This is a genomic window from Ectopseudomonas guguanensis, from assembly GCF_900104265.1.
Taxonomy (GTDB): Bacteria; Pseudomonadota; Gammaproteobacteria; order Pseudomonadales; family Pseudomonadaceae; genus Aquipseudomonas; species Aquipseudomonas guguanensis.
The window spans coordinates 15,376-31,837 of the sequence record NZ_FNJJ01000008.1 but is presented as its reverse complement, the minus strand read 5'-3'; the positions used below and the strand labels follow the sequence as shown (position 1 = coordinate 31,837).

Genomic DNA, 16,462 nt, shown 5'->3' with positions numbered 1-16,462 from the left:
ATGTCCACCGTTCTCAATGTGCTGCTGCCGATCTTCGGCCTGATCCTGGTCGGATTCGTCTGTCGGCGAACCAATCGCCTGGGGCCGACCGCCGCGTCGGAAATGAACCGCTTCGTGGTCTGGCTGGGGCTGCCGGCGTTGCTGTTCAGCCTCACCGCCAAGGCCGACTGGGCGCACATCTGGCAGCCCGGCTTCCTGCTCGCCTTCACCGGCGGCATGCTCGCGGTGTTTCTGGTCACCCTGGTGTATCGCTGGAAAACCACCGGCAGCCTGGTCGACGCCAGCATAGACGGGCTCAGCGCCGGTTATGCCAATACCGGCTACATCGGCATTCCGCTGTGCGTGCTGGTGCTGGGCGAGGATGGCATGGCGCCGGCGTTGATCGCTTCGCTGCTCGTGGTCTGCGTGCTGTTCGGCCTGGCGCTGGTGTGCATCGAGGTGGGCCTGCAGAGCAGGAAGGGCTTGGGCGGCGCTATCGCTCAGGTGGTCATGGCGCTGTTGAAGAACCCGCTGGTGGTGTCGCCTTTGCTTGGTGCGGCCTGGGCACTGGGCGGCGTGCAGCTGCCGGCGGCGCTGGACGAGTTCCTGCGCCTGCTCGGCGCGGCCACCGTGCCTTGTGCGCTGGTGTCGCTGGGCCTGTTCCTGGCGCAGCGGCAGAGCGGGCCGAGCGAGGGCGCCTGGCCACTGGTGGCGTTGAAGCTGGTACTGCAGCCGCTGGTGACCTGGTTCATCGCCTTCGTGCTGCTCGACCTGCCGGCCTTCTGGGCGCACGCCGCGTTGCTGCTCAGCGCACTGCCCACCGGCACCGGGCCGTTCATGCTCGCCGAGTATTACCAGCGCCAGGCGGCGCTGGTGTCGCGGGCAATCCTGTTTTCCACCCTCGGCTCGCTGCTGACCCTGTCGCTGATTCTGCTGGCGATCAGCCCTTGAGCTGCAGCTCCACCCCCAACTGCTGCGACAGGCAGGGCCAGCGCTGCCAGGCCGATGCGGTATCCGGCGCCGCCAGGCGCTCGCGGTAGGCCTGCACCGAGGGCTGGTCGAAGCTGGCGTCATCGAGCATGCCGGCCAGGGCGTGATGCACGGACTCGTCGAGCTGGTTGGCGAAGGGTTCGCCGATCAGCTGGTGGGCGATCAGGTTGGCGCGTGTGGTGTCCAGCGGGATCAGCGGCTGGCCGAGGTGAGCGATATAGCGATCATTGACCTCTTCCACCAGGCGATGGGCCAGATAGGCCTCGTCGAGCAGGCCCTCAAGCCCTTCGTGACCCTCCATCAGCGCCGGTGGCTGCAGGAAGAAGTGCTCGGCGATCTTCAGCACGGGCTTTACCGCGGCCTCGATTCCAGCCTCGCGCGCCACCTCGGCAGCGGCGTCGAGCACGTCCGGCACCTGTTCGATGTAGGCGATGACGAAGGCGGTCAGTGCGCCCGGCGCATCGTCCGCGGGCAGGCGGATGGACGGGTGCAGGGGCTCCAGCTGCGCCTGCAGGAAGTGGGCGAGTGCCTGGCTGCCGCTTTCCTGCTGGCGAGCCTGGGCGATCATTTGACGAAGGGCGGCGGTGTTCATGACTACTCCCACAGTTCAGGACATGGACGTGAACCTTAGCCGGCTCCGGCGGTCGGCTAAGACGCGATTGTCATAACTTTTTAGTACTTATGCGAGTCCGCTATAAACATCTGTCTCAGAAATGCTACAGCCCGCGCCAGCCGGGGCGTTTAGGACAAGGCCTGCGCGGCTTCGGCCATTTTTTCTTGCACGTTGCGGGCTGCAAGTCGCCGTCTATACTCGATTTCGAAAGGCAGTACCTGATGGAACCGGACGGGCTCAGGCACGGAGAGGTTTCGGCAGCAGTCGCCAGCAGTCTGGGCGTGGTTCGCGGGCAATGAGTCCGCCGCCGTGTCCTATGGCAGTCGATCCCTTAGCCGCAGGCTCCGCCGGCGGGATAACAAGAACAATCAAGGGGAACCCGCAATGATGCGACATCCACGAGTCTGGATGGGCCTCCTGCTGTGGCTGGCATTGGGCTCGGCGCACGCCCAGTGGACGGTCAACATGACGCCCGGTGTAACCGACGTCAGCCGCTCCGTATTCGACCTGCACATGACCATTTTCTGGATCTGTGTGGTGATCGGCATACTGGTGTTCGGCGCCATGTTCTGGTCGATGATCATGCATCGTCGCTCCACCGGCCAGAAGCCCGCGCACTTTCACGAAAGCACCACCGTCGAGATTCTCTGGACCGTCGTGCCACTGGCCATTCTGGTGGTGATGGCGATCCCGGCGACCAAGACGCTGATCGAGATCTACGACACCTCCGAGTCCGAACTGGACATCCAGATCACCGGCTACCAGTGGAAGTGGCACTACAAGTACCTGGGCCAGGATGTCGAGTTCTTCAGCAACCTGACCACGCCACGCTCGCAGATCAACAACCGCGAAGCCAAGGGCGAACACTACCTGCTTGAGGTCGACGAGCCGTTGGTGGTGCCGGTCGGCACCAAGGTGCGCTTCCTGATCACCGCGGCCGATGTCATCCACTCCTGGTGGGTGCCCGCACTGGCGGTGAAGAAGGACGCCATCCCCGGCTTCATCAACGAATCCTGGACGCGCATCGAGGAGCCGGGCATCTACCGCGGCCAATGCACCGAGCTGTGCGGCAAGGACCACGGCTTCATGCCGGTGGTGGTCGAGGCCAAGTCCAAGGAAGACTTCGACGCCTGGCTGGCCGAACGCAAGCAGGCTGCGGCCGCCGAGCGCGAGCTGACCAGCAAGGAGTGGACCATGGACGAGCTGATGGCGCGCGGCGAGAAGGCCTACAACACCTCCTGCGCAGCCTGCCACCAGCCCACCGGTGAGGGCCTGCCGCCGATGTTCCCGGCGCTCAAGGGCTCGGCCATCGCCAAGGGGCCGGCCGAGGGTCATATCGACATCGTCTACCACGGCAAGCCGGGCACCTCCATGGCTGCCTTCGGCAAGCAGCTGTCGCCGGTCGACCTGGCCGCCATCATCACCTACGAGCGCAACGCCTGGGGCAACAATGTCGGTGACATGGTCACGCCCAAGGACATTCTCGATTTCTCCAAGGCGCAGGAGTAAGGACATGAGTGCAGTGATCGACCACGGTCATACTGACCACCACCATGGCCCGGCCAAGGGCCTGATGCGCTGGGTGCTGACCACCAACCACAAGGACATCGGCACGATGTACCTGTGGTTCAGCTTCTGCATGTTCCTGCTGGGCGGCTCGATGGCCATGGTCATCCGCGCCGAGCTGTTCCAGCCGGGGCTGCAGATCGTGCAGCCGGAATTCTTCAACCAGATGACCACCATGCACGGCCTGATCATGGTCTTCGGCGCGGTGATGCCGGCGTTCGTCGGCCTGGCCAACTGGATGATCCCGCTGATGATCGGCGCGCCGGACATGGCGCTACCGCGGATGAACAACTTCAGCTTCTGGCTGCTGCCGGCGGCCTTCGGTTTGCTGGTTTCGACGCTGTTCATGGAAGGCGGCGGGCCGAACTTCGGCTGGACCTTCTACGCGCCGCTGTCGACCACCTACGGGCCGGAGAGCACCACCTTCTTCATCTTCGCCATTCACCTGATGGGCATCAGTTCGATCATGGGGGCGATCAACGTGGTCGCCACCATCCTCAACCTGCGCGCCCCCGGCATGACCCTGATGAAGATGCCGCTGTTCGTCTGGACCTGGCTGATCACCGCCTTCCTGCTGATCGCGGTAATGCCGGTGCTGGCCGGTTGCGTGACCATGATGCTGATGGACATCCACTTCGGCACCAGCTTCTTCAACGCCGCCGGCGGCGGGGATCCGGTGCTGTTCCAGCACGTGTTCTGGTTCTTCGGCCATCCCGAGGTGTACATCATGATCCTGCCCGCCTTCGGCGCGGTCAGCTCGATCATCCCGGCCTTCGCGCGCAAGCCGCTGTTCGGCTACACCTCGATGGTCTACGCCACCGCGGCGATCGCCTTCCTGTCGTTCATCGTCTGGGCGCACCACATGTTCACCGTCGGCATTCCGCTGACCGGCGAGCTGTTCTTCATGTACGCCACCATGCTGATCGCCGTGCCCACCGGGGTGAAGGTGTTCAACTGGGCCAGCACCATGTGGCAGGGCTCGATGACCTTCGAGGCACCGATGCTGTTCTCGGTGGCCTTCGTCATCCTGTTCACCATCGGTGGTTTCTCCGGGTTGATGCTGGCCATCGCACCGTCGGACTTCCAGTACCACGACACCTACTTCGTGGTGGCGCACTTCCACTACGTGCTGGTGCCGGGGGCGATCTTCGGCATCTTCGCCTCGGCCTATTACTGGCTGCCGAAGTGGACCGGCCACATGTACGACGAAACCCTGGCCAAGCTGCATTTCTGGATGAGCTTCATCGGCATGAACCTGGCGTTCTTCCCGATGCACTTCGTCGGTCTGGCCGGTATGCCGCGGCGTATCCCCGACTACAACATGATGTTCGCCAACTTCAACATGGTTTCCAGTATCGGCGCCTTCATGTTCGGGGCTACCCAGTTGCTGTTCCTGTTCATCGTCATCAAGTGCATCCGTGGCGGCAAGCCGGCCCCGGCCAAGCCCTGGGACGGAGCCGAAGGCCTGGAGTGGACGGTGCCGTCACCGGCGCCCTATCACACCTTCAGCACGCCACCGGAAGTGAAATAGGAGGTCTGCCGTGAGCGAGGTCATCGCGACTCGTCGCCTGGTTACCCGTCTGCTGCTCGTGGTGGTGGTGATGTTCTGCTTCGGCATCTTCGTTCTGCCACCGTTTTACGACGCCATGTGCCGGGTATTCGGCATCAACGGCAAGACGGCCGGGGCTTACCAGGGCGAGCAGTTGGTGGACGAGCAGCGCCAGGTGCGTGTGCAGTTTCTCGCCACCAACGCTGCCGGCATGGTTTGGGAGTTCGGCCCGCAGGCCGACGAGATCCTGGTCCATCCGGGGGAAGCGCGCGACATGCTGTTCGTCGCCTACAACCCCAGCGACAAGCCAATGAGCGCGCAGGCGATTCCCAGCGTATCGCCCTCGAAAGCGGCGGCCTTCTTTCACAAGACCGAGTGCTTCTGCTTCACCCAGCAGGTGCTGCAACCGGGTGAGCGCATCGAGATGCCGGTGCGCTTCATCGTCGACCGCGACCTGCCGCAGGACGTGAAGCACCTGACCCTGGGCTACACCCTGTTCGATATCACCGAACGCAAACCGCCAGTGGCACAGGCGACCCTTGCTCGGGCGACTCCATAAGGAGAACAACAATGTCGAGTCACCAAAGTCACGAGAACTATTACGTACCGGCACAAAGCAAATGGCCCATTGTCGCCACCATCGGTCTGCTGGTGAGCTTCTTTGGCGTCGGCACCTGGTTCAACGACCTGTCGGCCGGGCGCGAAGGCTCAAACGGCCCGCTGATCTTCTTCGTCGGCGGGCTGATCCTGGCCTGGATGCTGTTCGGCTGGTTCGGCAACGTCATCAAGGAAAGCCGTGCCGGCCTCTATAGTGCGCAGATGGATCGCTCCTTCCGCTGGGGCATGAGCTGGTTCATCTTCTCCGAGGTGATGTTCTTCGCTGCCTTCTTCGGCGCCCTGTTCTACATCCGCATGTGGTCCGGGCCATGGCTCGGCGGTGAAGGTTCCAAGGGCGTGGCCAACATGCTCTGGGAAGGTTTCGAATACAGCTGGCCGATGCTGCAGAACCCCGACTCCAAACTGTTCCCGCCGCCCAGCGCGGTGATCGACCCCTGGCATCTGCCGCTGGTCAACACCATCTTGCTGGTGTCTTCCAGCTTCACCATCACCCTCGCCCACCATGCCCTGAAGAAAAACCACCGCGGCCCGCTCAAGGCCTGGCTGGCGGCAACCATCGTGCTCGCCCTGGCGTTCCTGTTCTTCCAGGTCGTGGAATACATCGAGGCTTACACCGAGCTTGGGCTGACGCTTGGCTCAGGCATCTACGGCGCGACCTTCTTCATGCTCACCGGCTTCCACGGTGCGCACGTGACGCTCGGTACGCTGATTCTGGTGGTGATGCTGGTGCGCATCATGCGCGGGCACTTCGATCCCGATCAGCATTTCGGTTTCGAAGCGGCCGCCTGGTACTGGCACTTCGTCGACGTGGTCTGGCTCGGCCTGTTCATCTTCGTCTATGTGCTTTAGCGGCTGCCGCTTGTGGCCTACCAGGTGACGTGAGAGACCAGTTGCCCTGAATAGAAGCCCCAGGCGATCAGGGCAACGGTAATGGCGGTCAGGCCGACACGGACAGTCAGAGCGCCTACCACGCGGGAACCATGGCCTTCGTCCTTGACCAGGAAGAACAGGCCGCTGAACAGGCTGGCGAGAGTGGCCAGCAGCATGAGGATGATCGCGGCCTTGAGCATGCGAGACTCCGGGGGATTGAAGTGATGCAATGCAGTATAGCCAGCAACCCCGATCGTAACGGCAGGGCGCAATGAGCGCCTTCCGTCCCGGTTGGCTACCCAGCCTGCTGGTCGCCCTGCTGTTGCCGGGCCTGGTCTGGCTGGGCTTCTGGCAGCTGCAGCGTGGCGACGAGAAGCGCCAGCTGCTGGCCAGCTTCGAGGCGAGGCGTCAGGCCGAGCCGATTAGTCTCGAGCAGCTCGAACCCATGCGCGATCCGGCTTACCGCCGCGTGCAGCTGCGCGGGCACTTCGATAGCGAGCACAGCCTGTTGCTCGATAGCCGCGTCCGCGATGGCCATGCCGGCGTCGAGTTGCTGCAACCTTTCTATGACCAGTCCAGTGGCCTCTGGGTACTGCTCAACCGCGGTTGGCTGCCCTGGCCGGACCGGCGCACAACACCGCAATTCGATACCCCGGATGGCGTGCTGCAACTCACGGCCTGGGTCTATGTCGCACCTTCTGGCGGTCTTAATCTGCGCTCCGGTGCAGCGACCGATGGCTGGCCGCGGCTGATCACTCAGGTCGAGGCGGAAAATCTCTGGCAGCAACTGGGCCGCGGTGGCCTGCCGTTCGAAGCGCGGCTGGAGGATGGTCCGGCCAGCTATCGGGTCGACTGGCCGGTGGTGGCCATGAGCCCGAGCAAGCATCTGGGCTATGCGGTGCAGTGGTTCGCCCTGGCGGCCGCGCTGCTGGGCCTGTTCATCTATCTCGGAATTCACAACGCACGGGAGAGCCGTCATGAACCCAGCCATCGCCATGCCTGAGGCTTCGCGCAAGGGCCGTGGGCGCCTGCAGTTGCTGCTGATCCTGGCCATTGCCGTCGGGCCCATGTTCCTCGCCAGTGCCATGTATCAGTGGCGCTTCTGGGTGCCGGAAACGCGCAGCTACCACGGCGTGCTGATCGGCGACGGCCGCACCCTGGCCGACCTCGGCGTCAAGGGCGAAGTCGAGCCGCGCTGGCAGATTCTGGTGACGGCACCGGGCGCCTGTGAGGCCGACTGTAAGCAGCTGGTTTACCTCGCGCGGCAGATCCAGATCGGCCTCAACCGCGAAACGTCCCGTGCCAGCCATGGTCTGGCGCTGGCCGAGCCACTGCCGGACGACTACGACGCCACGCTCAAGCGCGAGTACCCGCAGCTTGGGCGCTATCAATTGGATCTGCAGGCCTACGACAAGGCCGCCGAGGCGGTGCCCGGTGCGCAGCTGTGGCTGGTCGACCCGCACGGCAATCTGGTGCTGCGCTATCCGGCCGGCAGCAACGGCAAGGCGATTCTCGATGATCTGCGTTACCTGCTGAAAATTTCCCTGATCGGCTGACGCTTCGTCCTGTCCATATCGACAGCGCGCCAAGCCCCGTGCCCAAGGAGTCGACATGCACAAACCCGGTTATCGCCTAGCGTTGTTCGCGACCCTCCTGACCGTGGTGGTGGTGCTGTTAGGTGCCTACACCCGCCTGACCCATGCTGGCCTCGGTTGCCCGGACTGGCCGGGTTGCTACGGTTTTCTCGGCGTGCCGATGAGCGAGCACAAGCAGGCCATCGCCGAGGCGCGCTTCCCCGAGGCACCGGTGGAAGTCGCCAAGGGTTGGTACGAGATGATCCATCGCTACTTCGCAGGTGCCCTGGGGCTGGTGATCCTCGGTATCGCCGTGCAGGCCGTGCGCCGCCGTGCAGACCCGGCGCAACCGCTCAAGTTGCCGCTGGCGATCCTGGCGCTGGTGATCCTGCAGGGCGCGTTCGGCATGTGGACGGTCACCCTGCAGCTGTGGCCGCAGGTGGTCACCGCCCACCTGCTCGGCGGCTTCGCCACCCTCAGTCTGCTGACTTTGCTCACCTTGCGCCTGTCCGGGCGCTTCGCCCCGCTGCAATTGCCGGGGCGCCTGCGTGCCCTGGCGGCGGCATGCCTGCTGCTGGTGATCGGGCAGATCGCCCTTGGCGGCTGGGTCAGCTCCAACTACGCCGCGGTCGCCTGCGTCGACCTGCCCACCTGCCATGGTGAATGGTGGCCGGCGATGGACTTCGGCAAGGGTTTTCACCTGACCCAGCATATCGGCCCCAACTACCTGGGCGGGCAGCTCGACAGTGACGCCCGCACCGCCATTCACATGAGCCATCGCATAGGCGCGCTGCTGGTGACGCTGGCGCTGCTGGTGCTGGCCTGGCGACTGCATACGGCCGGGCTGTCGCGCCTGGCCGGCCTGCTGCTGCTGGCGCTGGCCGTGCAGGTCAGCCTGGGGATCAGCAACGTGATCTTCCACCTGCCGTTGCTGGTGGCGGTGGCGCATAACGCTGGCGGCGCCGCTCTGCTGCTGACCATGGTGCTGATCAACTATCGCCTGAGGGCACCCTCTGCGGCCGCTCGTGCGGCATCCGATCCGGCGCAAAGGCGCACGACTCTGGTTTCCAGCGGTCTGGTTCAAGGCCGGTAAATAACGAATCAAGGAGAAATGCCATGGCGACGATGCTGCGCACTCACTCCGAACGTGCCACCTGGCGCGATTATCTGGAGCTGACCAAGCCACGGGTGGTGATGCTGATGCTGATCACCTCGCTGGTCGGCATGTTCCTCGCCACCCGTGCCGGCGTACCCTGGGCCGTGCTGTTGTTCGGCAACCTCGGCATCGGCCTGTGCGCTGGCGCGGCTGCGGCGGTCAATCACGTGGTGGACCGGCGCATCGACTCGATCATGGCGCGTACGCACAAGCGTCCGGTCACGGCTGGGCGCGTTTCGCCGGTGGCTGCACTGACGTTTGCTCTGGCTCTGGCCATTGCCGGCATGAGCCTGCTGATGGTGTTCACCAACGAACTGGCCGCTTGGCTGACCCTGGCTTCGCTACTCGGTTACGCGGTGATCTACACCGGCTTTCTCAAGCGCGCCACGCCGCAGAACATCGTCATCGGCGGCCTGGCTGGTGCCGCGCCGCCGCTGTTGGGCTGGGTTGCCGTTACCGGTCACCTGAGTGCCGAACCGCTGCTGCTGGTACTGATCATCTTCGCCTGGACGCCGCCGCACTTCTGGGCCCTGGCCATCCACCGCAAGGCCGAATACGCCAAGGCCGACATTCCCATGCTGCCGGTGACTCACGGTGAGCACTACACCAAGGTGCACATCCTGCTCTACACCCTGGTGATGTTCGCGGTGACCCTGCTGCCCTACGCCATTCACATGAGCGGGCCGCTCTATCTGGTCTGCGCCCTGCTGCTGGGCGGTCGCTTCCTGCACTGGGCCTGGGTGCTGTACCGTGACAGCAAACCGCACGCGGCGATCAACACCTTCAAGTACAGTATCTGGTACCTGTTCCTGCTGTTTATCGCGCTACTCGCGGACCATTACCTGCTGCTGAATATCTAAGGCTCTACATGACGCGTACCCACACTACGGTTTTCGTTCTTGTCGCCATCGTGGCCCTGGTGCTGGGCCTAACCGTCAACAAGGTGCTGAGCAGCAAGAGCCAGGGCGATCCGGCGGCGCTGCTCGATGCGGGTATCGTCCTGCTGCCACAGAGCCGCAGCCTGCCGGCGCTGACCCTGGTCGATCAGCACGGCAAGGAAGTCGCGGTCGATCAGCTCAAGGGCGACTGGAAACTGCTGTTCTTCGGCTATACCTTCTGCCCGGACATCTGCCCGGCCACCCTCGCCCAGCTGCGTCAGCTGCAGACGCAATTGCCCGAGGAAACGCGCGCGCGGCTCGAGGTGGTGATGGTCAGCGTCGACCCGCATCGCGATACGCCGGAGCAGCTGAGCAAGTACCTGGGCTTCTTCAATGCGGGCTTCAAGGGCCTGACCGGCGAAGAGGAAACCCTGCAGAAATTCGCCAATTCGGTGAGCATTCCCTATATCCCGGCCGATACCAGCAAGGAAAACTACACCGTCGATCACAGCGGCAATCTGGTGATCATCGGCCCGGATGGCACCCAGCGCGGCTTCATCCGTGCACCGATCAACAACGCCAAGCTGGCCGAGCAACTGCCGGCGCTGGTTTCCGGTAGCTGATCCGTCTGGGGTGCGCTTACGCACCGCTATTACCAGAGTTTCCCGGATTTCATCCGGGCTACGGCCGCGAGGCAGATCCGGGTGGGTTACGCCGCCGCAGGAACAGCTCGTAGGGTGCGCCGCGCGCACCGGCTAGCGTTCCAAGGCATTGGTATTGGTGCGCACGGCGCACCCTACAGCGCGAATGGTAGCGGCAGGTTGACCTGCTGGCGCTGCGCCAGGCGGCGCTGGAATTCGGCGGGGTCGTGGATCAGCACTTCCTGCCCGGCGAACGACTCGGCGGCGATCAGGCGCGACAGCCAGAAGCGCACACAGGCCACGCGCAGCATGGCCGGCCACAGCTCCGCTTCGGCAGCGCTGAACGGCCGTAGCGCCGCATAGGCGCCGAGCAGCGCGCGGGCGCGAGCGCCGTCGAGGCTGCCGTCTTCGTGCGAGCACCAGTCGTTGAGGGTGATGGCCAGGTCGTAGAGCATCGGCCCGGAGCAGGCGTTGTAGAAGTCGATCACCCCGGCCAGGTGGGGGCCGTCGAACAGTACATTGTCGCGGAACAGGTCGGCATGCAGGTTGGCACGCGGCAGGGCGAGGATGCGCGGCTTCAGCTCGGCGATCTCGGCCAGTGCATCACGCAGCAGCGGCAAAGCCTGCGCGTCGAGCTTCAGTGCCTGGCTCGGACCTTCGGCGAGCATCCAGTCCAGCCCGCGATCGCTGCGCCGTTCGATCGGCGCATCACGCGTGGCCAGGTGAATGCGCGCCAGCAGGCTACCCACCTCCTGGCAGTGGTGGGCGTTGGCCTCGCGCACATGCTTGCCGGAAAGGCGCGGCTGCAACAGCGCCGGTTTCTCCGCCAGGCTGCGCAGTGCCTCGCCGTCCTGCGTGCGCAGGGCGTAGGGCACCGGCAGACCGGCATCGTGGAGTACGTCGAGCAGTTCGATGAAGAACGGCAGGTCGGCCACCGGGCCGCGCTCCACCAGGGTCAGAACGTACTCGCCCTGCTCCAGGCTGACGAAGAAGTTGCTGTTTTCGCTGCCTGCAGCAATACCCTGGAAATCGCGCAACCGACCAAGCCCGTAGGGCGCCAGGAAGACTTCGAGCTCATGACGCTCCAGGGGGGTGAATACCGACATATCAGACCTTAATCGCTTACCAGCTAAAGATTTCCCATGATGGGATCAGCATGTCCGGATCGTCCGAACGTACGAAGTTGCCGTCGCTGCCATCGGCGCGAACGAGGAAGTAGGGTTTACCGTTCTTCGGGATGACCTTGATGGCATAGAGGAAGCCGTTGACCCGGTATTCCTGAATGGTGCGGTCGCCGTCCTGGCGGATGGTCACGTCCGGGTCGCCCGAGACCGGATCCTCGGCATGAGCGGCAAGTGGCAGGCAGGCCAGCAGGCCGACCAGCAAAAGGCGATTCAATGTACCCATGGTAACCTTGCTCCTTAATATTCACCGATGCAGCCATTCTAACAGGCTGCTGAAAAACTACCTGCGTTGCCATTGCTGCGTTAAAAGCAGGCTCGGAGTGCTCATTTACAGCTCGTAAACTGCGCTTCCTCGCCCGCTTTTGCCTTGCACTGGCCGCCTCGCCTACGTTTTTCAACTACCTGTTAGCTGCACCCGCCGAAAAGGTTGATCCCGCGCATGAGCCAAGCTCCCCTCGTTCTGGTCGACGGTTCCTCGTACCTGTACCGCGCCTTCCACGCCCTGCCGCCGCTGACCACCTCCAAGGGCATGCCCACCGGAGCGGTAAAGGGCGTGCTGAACATGCTCAAGAGCCTGCGTAAACAGTACCCGGACAGTCCCTTTGCCGTGGTTTTCGACGCCAAGGGCGGCACCTTCCGCGACGAGCTGTTCGCCGAGTACAAGGCCAATCGCCCATCCATGCCGGACGAGTTGCGCGTTCAGGTCGAGCCGCTGCACGCCAGCGTGCGCGCCCTGGGCCTGCCGCTGCTGTGCGTCGAAGGCGTGGAGGCCGATGACGTGATCGGCACCCTGGCCCGCAAGGCGGCCGCAGAGAAGCGCGACGTGGTGATCTCCACCGGCGACAAGGACATGGCGCAGCTGGTCTGCCCGCACGTTACGCTGGTCAACACCATGACCGGAAGCGTCTATGACGAAGGTGGCGTGAAAGAGAAATTCGGTGTCGGCCCTGAGCTGATCATCGACTACCTGGCGCTGATGGGCGACAAGGTCGACAACATCCCCGGCGTGCCCGGGGTCGGCGAAAAGACCGCGCTGGGCCTGCTGGTCGGTGTCGGCGGCGGACTCGATGTGCTCTACGCCAATCTCGACAAGGTGCCCGAGCTGCCGATCCGCGGTGCCAAGGGCCTGCCGGCCAAGCTCGAGGAACATCGCGAGATGGCCTATCTGTCGTATCAGCTGGCGACCATCAAGACCGACGTGCCGCTGAATATCGAGATCGACTCGCTGCATCCCGGCGAGCCGGATCAGGCCGCCCTGGTCGAGCTGTACGGCCAGCTGGAATTCAAGAACTGGCTGGACGAACTGCTGCGCCAGAACAAGGCCTTGGCGGCGAAGGCTGTGACCCCGGCTGGCGACCTGTTCGCCGAGCCTGCCGGGCCGGCAACCGAGCAAGCGTCCGAGACCCCGCCGATGGGCGCCGGCGATTACCAGCTGGTGCTGGAACAGGCACAGTTCGACGCCTGGCTGCAGAAGCTGGAGCAGGCCGAGCTGATCGCCTTCGACAGCGAGACCACCAGTATCGATGCCCAGCAGGCGCAGCTGGTCGGTCTGTCCTTCGCGGTCAAGGCCGGCGAGGCTGCCTACGTGCCGCTGGCGCACAGCTATATGGGCGTGCCGCAGCAGCTCGACCGCGACGCCGTGCTCAAGGCGCTCAAGCCGATCCTCGAAGACCCGGCCAAGGCCAAGGTCGGCCAGCACGCCAAGTACGACATCAACGTCCTGGCCAATGCCAGCACGCCCATCGCCGTGCAGGGCGTGGCCTTCGACACCATGCTCGAATCCTACGTGCTCGATTCCACCGCCACCCGCCACGACATGGACAGCCTGGCCCTGAAATACCTGGGCCACAGCACCATCCGCTTCGAGGACATTGCCGGCCGGGGCGCCAAGCAGCTGACCTTCGACCAGATCGCCCTGGAACAGGCCGGCCCCTACGCCGCCGAGGACGCCGACGTGACCCTGCGCCTGCACCAGGAACTGTGGGGCCGGCTCGAGGCCGTGCCGGCCCTGGCCAAGGTGCTGCGCGAGATCGAAATTCCGCTGGTGCCGGTGCTCGCGCGCATCGAGCGCAATGGTGCGCTGGTCGATGCCAAGCTGCTCGGTGAGCAGAGCGTCGAGCTGGGCGAAAAACTGGTGGAGCTGGAGCGCAAGGCCTTCGAAATCGCCGGTGAGGAATTCAACCTGGCTTCGCCCAAGCAGTTGGGCGTGATCCTCTACGAGAAACTTGGCTACCCGGTGATCAGCAAGACCGCCAAGGGCCAGCCCTCCACCGCCGAGGCGGTGCTCGCCGAGCTGGCCGAGCAGGACTTCGAACTGCCCAAGGTGCTGATGCAGTACCGCTCCCTGAGCAAGCTCAAGAGCACCTACACCGACAAGCTGCCGGAGCAGATCAACCCGCGCACCGGGCGCATTCACACCAGCTACCATCAGGCGGTGGCAGCGACCGGCCGCTTGTCGTCGAGCGACCCGAACCTGCAGAACATCCCGATCCGCACCGCCGAAGGCAGGCGCATCCGCCAGGCCTTCGTCGCGCCCAAGGGCTACCGGATGATGGCGGCGGACTACTCGCAGATCGAGCTGCGCATCATGGCCCACCTGGCCAAGGACGAAGGTTTGCTGGATGCCTTCCGTCATGACCTGGACGTGCACAAGGCCACGGCTGCCGAAGTGTTCGGCGTGGCGCTGGAGGAGGTGACCAGCGACCAGCGGCGCAAGGCCAAGGCCATCAACTTCGGCCTGATCTACGGCATGAGCGCCTTCGGCCTGGCCAAGCAGATCGATGTCGAACGCAAGGAGGCGCAGGCCTATATCGACCGTTACTTCGCCCGCTACCCCGGCGTGCTGAGCTACATGGAGCGCACCCGCGCCCAGGCCGCCGAGCAGGGTTATGTGGAGACGGTCTACGGCCGTCGCCTGTACCTGCCGGAAATCCACGCGCAGAACCAGGCCCTGCGCAAGGGCGCCGAGCGCGCGGCGATCAACGCGCCGATGCAGGGCACCGCGGCGGACATCATCAAGCGCGCGATGATCAAAGTGGACGGCTGGCTGCAGGACAGCGGCATCGATGCGCGCATCATCCTGCAGGTGCACGACGAACTGGTGCTGGAGGTGCGCGAAGACCTGGTCGACGAGGTCAGCGCCCAGCTCAAGAGCCTGATGAGCGGCGCCGCCGATCTGGATGTACCGCTATTGGTGGAAGTGGGCGTCGGCAGCAATTGGGACGAGGCGCACTGAGTGAGCCAGCGCCGCGGCGCAAGGCCGCGGCCGCTCTGGCTTTGGGGTTCCGGGGCATCAAAAGGCGTTTTCTTATTGCAAATGGTTTTTAAGACAGCGATGAACTTTCCGCAAACCCGCCCGGTCAGAGTTCATGAATGGCCGTTAAGCCCTTCAATGCTCCTTTGTTGTGTTAAGTGTTGGCAGACATCTGAACCCCGCCCTAGCGGTTCAGACCTTGAACCCCGAACTTCTCCCTCCCCATACGAAGCTCGGGGTTTTTTTTGCCCAAAAAAAAGCTGCCGCTAGCGGCATTCTGATGACCCTCTCCCGCTTGCGGGAGAGGGTGGGGCTTGCTCCTGCTGTTCCGTAGTGGGCACCGGATACTCCCTACGGTCTCGGTGCGCACAGCGCACCCTACTTCAGGCCTCAGCGCTTTCCTCGTCCTCTTCCGGCAACAGATCCAGCCAACCGGCCAGCACCATCTGCGCTTCTTCCACGCCCATGCGCTTGGGCGCCGAGAACAGCTGGATGCTGATGCCTTCGCCCCACTGCTTGCGAATGTCCTGGCGCACCTTGAGCAGCGCGTTCTTCGCCGCGCCGAAGGCCAGCTTGTCGGCCTTGGTCAGCAGGATGTGCAGCGGCATGCCGCTGGCGACCGACCAGTCCAGCATCATCTGGTCGAACTCGGTCAGCGGGTGACGGATATCCATCATCAGCACCAGGCCGCACAGGCTCTCGCGGCTGCCCAGATAGGCTTCCAGATGTTTCTGCCAGTGCTGCTTGAGCGGGATCGGCACCTTGGCGTAGCCGTAGCCGGGCAGGTCGACCAGGCGGCGCTCGTCATCCAGGCGGAAGAAATTGAGCAGCTGCGTACGCCCCGGTGTCTTCGAGGTGCGCGCCAGGCTGGCATGGGTCAGGGTATTCAGCGCGCTCGACTTGCCGGCGTTTGAGCGACCGGCGAAGGCAACTTCCAGCCCGCTGTCCTCGGGGCACTGGTCGACCTTGGCGGCACTGATGAGGAAGCTGGCCTGCTGGCACAGACCGATGATGGGATTCTTCGGGAGCATGGAGGTTTCCGGTGGTTGCCTCGAACGATTCAGGCGTTGGAGGACTTGCGACATTTCCGCGCACCTGCTGCGCGCCAGGTGGCGTGGCAAGCGGCGTCGTTTCCGTTTCAGCGTCGCCAGTATATAATGCCGCAGATTTTGTGTGCGCTTTGTCCCACCCGCAGGAACCCGATTGCCGGGAGCGATGAGATCTCTGCTCGTTAGAAAGCAGGCCGCTTCCCACCCTGATGAGGTTGATCTGATGAAGAAAATGCTGCTTGCAGCTGCCGTCATGACGCTGTCCTGCCATGGCTATGCTGCTCAGGATCCGCAAGCTGTGTATGACCGCGCCTGTGGCGTATGCCACAACGGCCAGATTCCCACGGCGCCCCAGAAGGGCGACAAGGCCGCATGGGAGCCCCGCCTGGCCAAGGGCATGGATACGCTGGTGCAAAGCGTCACCAATGGTTTGAACGCCATGCCGCCGCGCGGCCTGTGCATGGATTGCACGGCCGAAGATTACCAGGCGGTCATCAAGTTGATGACCGAATGAGTAAGCCCGGCCGATAACCCTTTCTCTC

The 16,462-nt window shown here is 63.9% G+C and carries 17 protein-coding genes; 12 read left to right on the top strand and 5 right to left on the bottom strand.

Annotated elements, in window-relative coordinates; all coding sequences use genetic code 11:
- Positions 1–930, top strand: a complete 930-nt coding sequence (locus BLS61_RS12910) for an AEC family transporter (RefSeq protein ID WP_090431438.1) — start codon at positions 1–3, stop codon at positions 928–930.
- Here the strand turns inward: BLS61_RS12910 and BLS61_RS12905 are convergent.
- Positions 920–1,561, bottom strand: coding sequence for a hypothetical protein (locus BLS61_RS12905; protein WP_090431436.1), 642 nt, complete (start codon positions 1,559–1,561; stop codon positions 920–922). The two genes, BLS61_RS12910 and BLS61_RS12905, sit on opposite strands and share 11 nt — an antisense overlap.
- Before the next feature lie 405 nt (positions 1,562–1,966).
- On the opposite strand from BLS61_RS12905, the gene coxB reads away from it, so the two are divergent.
- The 4 genes from coxB to BLS61_RS12885 are packed head-to-tail and all read left to right on the top strand — an operon-like array spanning position 1,967 to position 6,164.
- Positions 1,967–3,091, top strand: a complete 1,125-nt coding sequence (gene coxB / locus BLS61_RS12900; RefSeq protein WP_090431434.1) for a cytochrome c oxidase subunit II — start codon at positions 1,967–1,969, stop codon at positions 3,089–3,091.
- A 4-nt stretch (positions 3,092–3,095) separates the two neighbouring features.
- Positions 3,096–4,679: a cytochrome c oxidase subunit I gene (gene ctaD / locus BLS61_RS12895; protein WP_090431432.1), complete on the top strand. Its 1,584-nt coding sequence runs from the start codon at positions 3,096–3,098 to the stop codon at positions 4,677–4,679.
- 10 nt (positions 4,680–4,689) lie between these two features.
- A complete protein-coding gene (locus BLS61_RS12890; RefSeq protein ID WP_024306257.1) occupies positions 4,690–5,256 on the top strand; it encodes a cytochrome c oxidase assembly protein in 567 nt (188 codons plus the stop codon).
- 11 nt (positions 5,257–5,267) lie between these two features.
- Positions 5,268–6,164 carry a cytochrome c oxidase subunit 3 gene (locus tag BLS61_RS12885; protein ID WP_090431430.1) on the top strand — a complete coding sequence of 299 codons (897 nt, stop codon included), beginning with the start codon at positions 5,268–5,270 and terminating at the stop codon, positions 6,162–6,164.
- Between the two features lie 17 nt (positions 6,165–6,181).
- On the opposite strand, the gene BLS61_RS12880 is transcribed toward BLS61_RS12885, so the two are convergent.
- Complete coding sequence (locus BLS61_RS12880; RefSeq protein WP_013713318.1) at positions 6,182–6,385, bottom strand: twin transmembrane helix small protein; 204 nt, start codon at positions 6,383–6,385, stop codon at positions 6,182–6,184.
- Positions 6,386–6,456: 71 nt separating this feature from the next.
- Here BLS61_RS12880 and BLS61_RS12875 point away from each other — a divergent pair, with 71 nt between their 5' ends.
- Genes BLS61_RS12875 through BLS61_RS12855 form a run of 5 tightly spaced genes read left to right on the top strand, consistent with a single transcriptional unit; the run spans position 6,457 to position 10,416 of the window.
- Entirely contained in the window at positions 6,457–7,188 is a 732-nt protein-coding gene (locus tag BLS61_RS12875; protein ID WP_090431426.1) for an SURF1 family protein, read from the top strand.
- On the top strand, positions 7,163–7,741 hold the full coding sequence (locus BLS61_RS12870; protein WP_090431424.1) for a hypothetical protein: 579 nt from the start codon (positions 7,163–7,165) through the stop codon (positions 7,739–7,741). Before BLS61_RS12875 ends, BLS61_RS12870 begins: the two co-directional genes overlap by 26 nt.
- A gap of 55 nt (positions 7,742–7,796) precedes the next feature.
- A complete protein-coding gene (locus tag BLS61_RS12865) occupies positions 7,797–8,852 on the top strand; it encodes a COX15/CtaA family protein (RefSeq protein ID WP_090431423.1) in 1,056 nt (351 codons plus the stop codon).
- Positions 8,853–8,875: 23 nt separating this feature from the next.
- The gene (gene cyoE, locus BLS61_RS12860; RefSeq protein ID WP_090431421.1) at positions 8,876–9,775 is read left to right on the top strand and encodes a heme o synthase; all 900 of its coding nucleotides are present in this window, start codon (positions 8,876–8,878) and stop codon (positions 9,773–9,775) included.
- An 8-nt stretch (positions 9,776–9,783) separates the two neighbouring features.
- Positions 9,784–10,416, top strand: a complete 633-nt coding sequence (locus BLS61_RS12855; protein WP_090431419.1) for an SCO family protein — start codon at positions 9,784–9,786, stop codon at positions 10,414–10,416.
- A gap of 173 nt (positions 10,417–10,589) precedes the next feature.
- Here the strand turns inward: BLS61_RS12855 and BLS61_RS12850 are convergent, their stop codons facing one another.
- Together BLS61_RS12850 and BLS61_RS12845 are read right to left on the bottom strand one after the other, a co-directional pair.
- Entirely contained in the window at positions 10,590–11,540 is a 951-nt protein-coding gene (locus tag BLS61_RS12850) for a homoserine kinase (protein WP_090431417.1), read from the bottom strand.
- A gap of 16 nt (positions 11,541–11,556) precedes the next feature.
- Positions 11,557–11,841 (bottom strand): DUF2782 domain-containing protein, encoded by a 285-nt coding sequence (locus BLS61_RS12845; protein ID WP_090431415.1) that lies wholly within the window; start codon positions 11,839–11,841, stop codon positions 11,557–11,559.
- A gap of 216 nt (positions 11,842–12,057) precedes the next feature.
- On the opposite strand from BLS61_RS12845, the gene polA reads away from it, so the two are divergent.
- The gene (gene polA, locus BLS61_RS12840) at positions 12,058–14,853 is read left to right on the top strand and encodes a DNA polymerase I (RefSeq protein WP_090431412.1); all 2,796 of its coding nucleotides are present in this window, start codon (positions 12,058–12,060) and stop codon (positions 14,851–14,853) included.
- Positions 14,854–15,254: 401 nt separating this feature from the next.
- Here polA and yihA read toward each other — a convergent pair whose 3' ends face one another.
- Positions 15,255–15,902 carry a ribosome biogenesis GTP-binding protein YihA/YsxC gene (gene yihA / locus BLS61_RS12835; RefSeq protein ID WP_090431411.1) on the bottom strand — a complete coding sequence of 216 codons (648 nt, stop codon included), beginning with the start codon at positions 15,900–15,902 and terminating at the stop codon, positions 15,255–15,257.
- A 241-nt stretch (positions 15,903–16,143) separates the two neighbouring features.
- Here yihA and BLS61_RS12830 point away from each other — a divergent pair, with 241 nt between their 5' ends.
- The gene (locus BLS61_RS12830) at positions 16,144–16,434 is read left to right on the top strand and encodes a c-type cytochrome (RefSeq protein WP_090431409.1); all 291 of its coding nucleotides are present in this window, start codon (positions 16,144–16,146) and stop codon (positions 16,432–16,434) included.
- Positions 16,435–16,462: the final 28 nt, after the last annotated feature.